We start from the raw sequence: 6,000 nt of genomic DNA, 5'->3' as shown, positions 1-6,000 counted from the left end.
ATTGGCGCGCAATGCACAACAAAACGGCAAGTCGCTCTACCTCTGGATGTGCGTCTAACATCTCGTTCAAGGCGGACGGCTTCGCCGCCGCTTAACTCAAGCGTTAGGCGCCACAACAAACATGGCCGATCTTTGGGGTTCAATCGCAGAAAGTGAGTGGCACAACACGCCCTGTGTTGTCGGCCGTCCGGCTACGGAGGCCGACGTCGCTGCTGGCTCCGCAGTCTTCTACGTACAGGGTGATTCCGCCGCCGCCCCAATGGCCCTGCCTTGCTGTGCAATCCAGTCACTTGAGGATGGCTCCGAGCAACCTGTGGTCATTGTCCAAGCAGAGCTTGCGCCTCACGGCACCATCTTGGGAGTGCGACCGCTGTCCGGCGGCAACGGCATTTGCATGGCCACGGAGGTCAGGTTGCTTCCTGCCGGGTTTGTGCCGTAGGTTGGCGCCTAACAATTCATTCAAGCCGAACCCGCTTCGCGGGTTGGCTTAATTCAGGCGTTAGGCCCCTCATGAAACGTCTTGGCCTTTGGACTCTTCTTCTAGTCTCACTCGTCGCATGCGATTCAACACGAAAGGCCTCGGCAATTGAGTCGGAGCTGGCACGAACGCAGCGAGTCGATCTTGCTCGCATCATGCCGGGCGTCTGGGATCGTGTGTGCATCCTTGGCCCATACTCAACAGATCAAGATGCTGCCGTGTTGGTGGGCGCACCCTGGTCTCTGCGTGATAATTCATCGGCATGGGCGAGCGACGGTGTTTCTGCGCTGGTGTTTGTCCGCGGCAATACGGTCGTGTCTTCACTCGACATTTCTCGCGCGAAGGGTGATTTTTCCGCTCTGTCGGATAAGTGCTTCGCACACTCGGGCGCTCGTTTCGTGCGTCCAGCGGCAAGCGGGGAGTTGGTCCCAGAGTCGGAGCCTAACAATTCATTCAAGCCGAAGCCGCTTCGCGGCTCGGCTTAATTCAGGCGTTAGGCCGTAGTGGAGCAAATGCGTTGGTGGTTGCCGCTTCGGTGAGTTCGCAGGCATACATGCGCTTGGCTCCGGACAGCAGTCATCACCGTTGCTGGTTGCGGTAGGTTCGGTACTTCGCCTTGGTACGTCGTTCCTGCGCTGCGCTCGGTGCAGTTGGCTTCGGTGGCATCACGCGCCGCTGCATCGCTGGGCAAGCTCCATCCCGCAAGCTGTGGCACACTCGGTCCAGGCGGCAGTGCTGGGGAGCATGGTTGCACCATCCAACCTTCGCGGCCACTCACTGCCTAACAACTCATTCAAGCCGAAGTTGCTTCGCAACTCGGCTTAATTCAAGCGTTAGGCCGTGGTGGAGCAAATGCGTTGGTGGTTGCCGCTTCGGTGAGTTCGCAGGCATGCATGCGGTTGGCTCCGGACAGCAGTCATCACCGTTGCTGGTTGCGGTAAGTTCGGCGCTTCGCCTTGGCACGTCGTTCCCGCGCTGCGCTCGTTGCAGTTGGCTTCGGTGGCATCACGCGCCGCTGCATCGCTGGGCAAGCTCCATCCCGCAAGCTGTGGCAAACTCGGTCCAGGCGGCAGTGCTGGGGAGCATGGTTGCACCATCCAACCTTCGCGGCCACTCACTGCCTAACAACTCATTCAAGCCGAAGTTGCTTCGCAACTCGGCTTAATTCAAGCGTTAGGCGGGGGGGCACTATGATTGGATTCATCATTGGGGCAATCTTCCTCGTAGGAATTATCGGCGCTAGCCTGTCCAACAAAGGCGATCTTGAGCGCTATCAACAACTCAAGAACAAGCGCCGATTTAGTGGCAAGAGACTGACACCATCAGAGCAACAAGAGATTGATCGCCTTGCCCGAAAGTACTGGTGGTGGTAGTCCATATGCCTAACAATTCATTCAAGCCGAACCCGCTTCGCGGGTCGGCTTAATTCAGGCGTTAGGCCGTGGTGGAGCAAATGCGTTGGTGGTTGCCGCTTCGGTGGGTTCGCAGGCATGCATGCGGTTGGCTCCGGACAGCAGTCATCACCGTTGCTGGTTGCGGTAAGTTTGGCACTTCGCCTTGGCACGTCGTTCCTGCGCTGCGCTCGGTGCAGTTGGCTTTGGTGGCATCACGCCCCGCTGCATCACTGGGCAAGCTCCATCCCGCAACCTGTGGCAAACTCTTAACAGGCGGCAGTGCTGGGGAGCATGGTTGCACCATCCAACCTTCGCGGCCACTCACTGCCTAACAACTCATTCAAGCCGACGTTGCTTCGCAACTCGGCTTAATTCAAGCGTTAGACGTGCAAGACACAATCTCGCCATTGGCCAAACTCGAAGCTGCGCTATCGGACACGTCAGAGGTGTACGTCAATGCCGGGACTGACGCATCGGCCTACTACGCGCGACTGGCGGACAACATCCGGCAAAATCAGTGCGAGCCTTTTACTGTCACTGCCGTGGTCAAGGAGCCTGGCTTCCCGGACGCATCGGTTGGTAGCATGATCTACGGCGAGTGTGTCGCTCACGCGAATGGCTATTGGCTTGTCTATCAGTCAGAGCAAGATCGGTTCTGTTGCTTCTGGGGCTTAGAGTCGAGCAACCTTGGCGCTCATGGCGTGTTCGGCAGCCCACTTTATTGCTGGTCCGCGTGAGCACGTCTAACAATTCAATCAAGCCGAACTGGCTTCGCCAGTCGGCTTATTTCAGGCGTTAGAGCTCACAGGAGCCAATCGGATGGCGACTTATTACAAGCAAGACTGCCCACTCTGCGGTACCGCTGCTGAGTACTGCTTTGTCGATTCGAGCAACCGTAAGTACTTTGACTGCCCAAAGTGCACTGCTTTCCAGATTTCCAAACGAGCGGAGTCGCTTCTCGTATCCGAGCACCCGCACCGCCGGAGTAGCTACGCAGCGCAAGCGCCGCTGGCTCCGGAGGATCATCTGTTCGTTATCCTCATGCCAAGCCATGCCTTCCGCCAAACATCGGACGATCCATTGGAGACTGGGTTCGTTTCAAAATCAGAGCTCCCGCTGCACTGCCAGTGAGCTCTAACAATTCATTCAAGCCGAACCCGCTTCGCGGGTCGGCTTAACTCAGGCGTTAGGCCGTGGTGGAACAGCAGCATCGGTGCTCGCATCTTCGACCAGTTCACTGACGCGCACGCGGTCGGCTCGGGACAGTGGTTCTCACCGTAACTGGCATCGGGCAGTCCGCCGCTTCGTCATTTCGCGTCACTGCCGCGCGGCACTCATTGCGCCTGGCTTCGGAGCCAACATGCCCCGTGGCATTGCGGCGCAAGCTTCATCCTGCAAGCTGTGGCACACTCGGCGCAGGCGGGCAATGCTGGGGAGCACGGTTGCGATCTCAACCGTTTCGGCCACTCACTGCCTAACAGCCGACGTTGCTTCGCAACGCGGCTTAATTCAAGCGTTAGGCCCGTATGAAACATGCCCAACATCGCCTTCTTCTCGCCGCGCTGTTTCTGCAGCCGCTTCCTGCGTTTGCATCGGACCCCACCGGCCTGATCGTACTGCTCTATGGTGTCCTCGTTGCTGGCCTAGCAATCACCTTTTTCTTCGCTTGGCTCCTCACACGCTCCATTTCTGCCATTTGGCTCAAGTTATTGATCCGGACGGCTGTAGTGTGTGCATTCTTGACACCTGTCCAAATTGGGAACGCTGGTTACTGGTGGGCAGCACCCTTTGTCGTAATGGAGCCAAAACTGCTCGCCACGGCGATTGCCTCTGTAGTAATTGCCACGTTCACCGTCTGGCTTGCAATACTTATCGCACTTGGGCTTGACCGTTTCCGGCGCGGGGCCTAACAGTTCATTCAAGCCGAAGCCGCTTCGCGGCTCGGCTTAATTCAAGCGTTAGGCCGTGGTGGAGCAAATGCGTTGGTGGTCGCCGCTTCGGTGAGTTCGCAGGCGTGCATGCGGTTGGCTCCGGACAGCAGTCATCACCGTTGCTGGTTGCGGTAAGTTCGGTGCTTCGCTTTGGCACGTCGTTCCCGCGCTGCGCTCGGTGCAGTTGGCTTCGGTGGCATCACGCGCCTCTGCATTGCTGGGCAAGCCCCATCCCGCAAGCTGTGGCAAACTCGGTCCAGGCGGCAGTGCTGGGGAGCCTGGTTGCACCATCCAACCTTCGCGGCCACTCACTGCCTAACAACTCATTCAAGCCGAAGTTGCTTCGCAACTCTGCTTAATTCAGGCGTTAGGCCTCAGGAGACACAATGAGCTATGGTTTCCAGCTCTTCCATCCCGTCGTTCGTGAGCACACCGAACAAGGGAAGGAAATCGACGAGTTTGATCACCCGCCTCTTGATCAATCCGCCGTTGAAAGATTCATAGGCAAGCTCGCCAAGTACGGGTACAGCCTTGAGGCCACGACACCGCGCTGCCATGAGTTCGTAAAGAACATCTCTAGCTGTCCCGTCCAAGTGGCTGTGTTTGCGACGGAGATAGCGTTCTCAATTCCGTATTGGCAAAATTCCCAGCAGGCCATATTTGAAGCTCTGCAAGACGCAAGCGAGCTTGCTGAGCCCGAGCATATGGCCTTGTTCAATCCACAGGATGGAGAGTGGGCTGAGGCCTAACAATTCATTCAAGCCGACGCCGCTTCACGGCACGGCTTAATTCAGGCGTTAGGAAGCAGACATGTATTACAGCGACGGTTCGCCAATCCAACTAGGAGACACAGTGAGTCTCCCTGTACCTGCCGGCGAAGCTCTGGCTCGTGTAGTGATGCTCGGCGATACCCTCGAGCATCAAGGGCTAAGCGCCGAGTTCATAGACTGGGTGCAATCTGCCAAAGTTCTAGCACCGGGCTCGGTGGTTGTAGAGTGGATTGGCACCAATCCCTTCGCGCACACAGATCCAAACCTTGCTCCAATAGGCAACTACATGTTCACTGTGGCAGATGAGTGGCTACAGCTAAAGACACGGGCTGCTGCCTAACAATTCATTCAAGCCGAACCCGCTTCGCGGGTCGGCTTAATTCAGGTGTTAGGCGGCAGGGGAAGTTTTCGGGAGTTTAAGTATGACCATTAGTGATGCGCTCATCATCTTGGCTACCTTGCTGGGGCCCATCCTTGCGGTGCAGGCCCAAAAATGGATTGAGGTGCTACGAGAGCGGAGGCAACGGAAGGCATTGGTGTTCCACACCCTCATGGCAACACGCGCAGCTCGTCTTTCTCCGGAACACGTGCAGGCGCTGAACATGATTGATCTCGCCTTCTACGGCAGCCGATTTCTCGGGAATAATCGCCGCACAAGACGTGAACAGGCGGTTCTAGATTCCTGGCGCGAGTACTTGGATCACCTCACAACCCAGTTCGATGAGAACGGGTTGCAGAACTGGTCCTCGCGAGGACAGGAACTGTTCGTAAACCTTCTGCACACAATCGCACTCGACGTCGACTTTGCGTTCGATCGTGTCCAACTCAAAAAGGGCGTCTACTCTCCCGTTGCCCATAGCAGGCTCGAGGAAGAGCAGGAGAGGGTTCGGCAACTCGCCATGTCTGTCCTCTCTGGGGAGACCGCGCTAAAAATGGATGTGACTAGTCTTGCAGTTGACCCTGACGCCCTCGCAGAGCAGCTAAGGCTTCAGCAGGCCATCCGTGCTGCGCTGGCGGGCGAGACATCCCTGTCGGTTAACGTGGCAGCGCCTACAGCTGCCGCCTAACAACTCATTCAAGCCGAATCCGCTTCGCGGGTCGGCTTAATTCCGGCGTTAGGCCGCACACAGGGAGACTGGCGTGTTGAGAAAAGACCAAGCGGAAGCGGCTGCTGAGGCATTGCTTTCACCTGCCCGCAAAGTTCAAGAAACAGCGCAACGAGGCAAAGAGGCTCGGCTCTTCAAACGTAACGCTCAGCGGCGCGCTGGCGTATTCGGCTTAATCGGCCTAGTGCTAGGCGCAGTCGTTGGCTTTACGTTCTTTGGCAACGTTTTCCCCGCAGGCTTTTTGGGGTTGGGTGCCGGGTTTTTGGTCGGTCGCATCATTGCAATTAGTGCGGCCTAACAATTCATTCAAGCCGAACTGGC

General features: G+C 57.2%; 5 protein-coding genes. All 5 read left to right on the top strand.

What is annotated here, in order from left to right; genetic code table 11:
• Positions 1-2,279 precede the first annotated feature (2,279 nt).
• A complete protein-coding gene (locus tag GGR61_RS05610) occupies positions 2,280-2,609 on the top strand; it encodes a hypothetical protein (protein WP_184620731.1) in 330 nt (109 codons plus the stop codon).
• A gap of 789 nt (positions 2,610-3,398) precedes the next feature.
• Positions 3,399-3,782 carry a hypothetical protein gene (locus tag GGR61_RS05605; RefSeq protein ID WP_184620730.1) on the top strand — a complete coding sequence of 128 codons (384 nt, stop codon included), beginning with the start codon at positions 3,399-3,401 and terminating at the stop codon, positions 3,780-3,782.
• A gap of 407 nt (positions 3,783-4,189) precedes the next feature.
• Entirely contained in the window at positions 4,190-4,552 is a 363-nt protein-coding gene (locus tag GGR61_RS05600; protein WP_184620729.1) for a hypothetical protein, read from the top strand.
• Between the two features lie 443 nt (positions 4,553-4,995).
• A complete protein-coding gene (locus GGR61_RS05595; RefSeq protein WP_184620728.1) occupies positions 4,996-5,640 on the top strand; it encodes a DUF6680 family protein in 645 nt (214 codons plus the stop codon).
• 73 nt (positions 5,641-5,713) lie between these two features.
• Positions 5,714-5,977: a hypothetical protein gene (locus tag GGR61_RS05590; protein WP_184620727.1), complete on the top strand. Its 264-nt coding sequence runs from the start codon at positions 5,714-5,716 to the stop codon at positions 5,975-5,977.
• Positions 5,978-6,000: the final 23 nt, after the last annotated feature.

The sequence above is a fragment of the Xanthomonas sp. 3058 genome (assembly GCF_014199765.1).
Taxonomy (GTDB): Bacteria; Pseudomonadota; Gammaproteobacteria; order Xanthomonadales; family Xanthomonadaceae; genus Xanthomonas; species Xanthomonas campestris_B.
This window is presented reverse-complemented; position numbering and strand designations above follow the sequence as displayed.

Coding starts and splice junctions, on each gene's coding strand:
- GGR61_RS05605 (WP_184620730.1), top strand. CDS start 3,399: ATGAAACATGCCCAACATCGCCTTCTTCTCGCCGCGCTGTTTCTGCAG.
- GGR61_RS05600 (WP_184620729.1), top strand. CDS start 4,190: ATGAGCTATGGTTTCCAGCTCTTCCATCCCGTCGTTCGTGAGCACACC.
- GGR61_RS05595 (WP_184620728.1), top strand. CDS start 4,996: ATGACCATTAGTGATGCGCTCATCATCTTGGCTACCTTGCTGGGGCCC.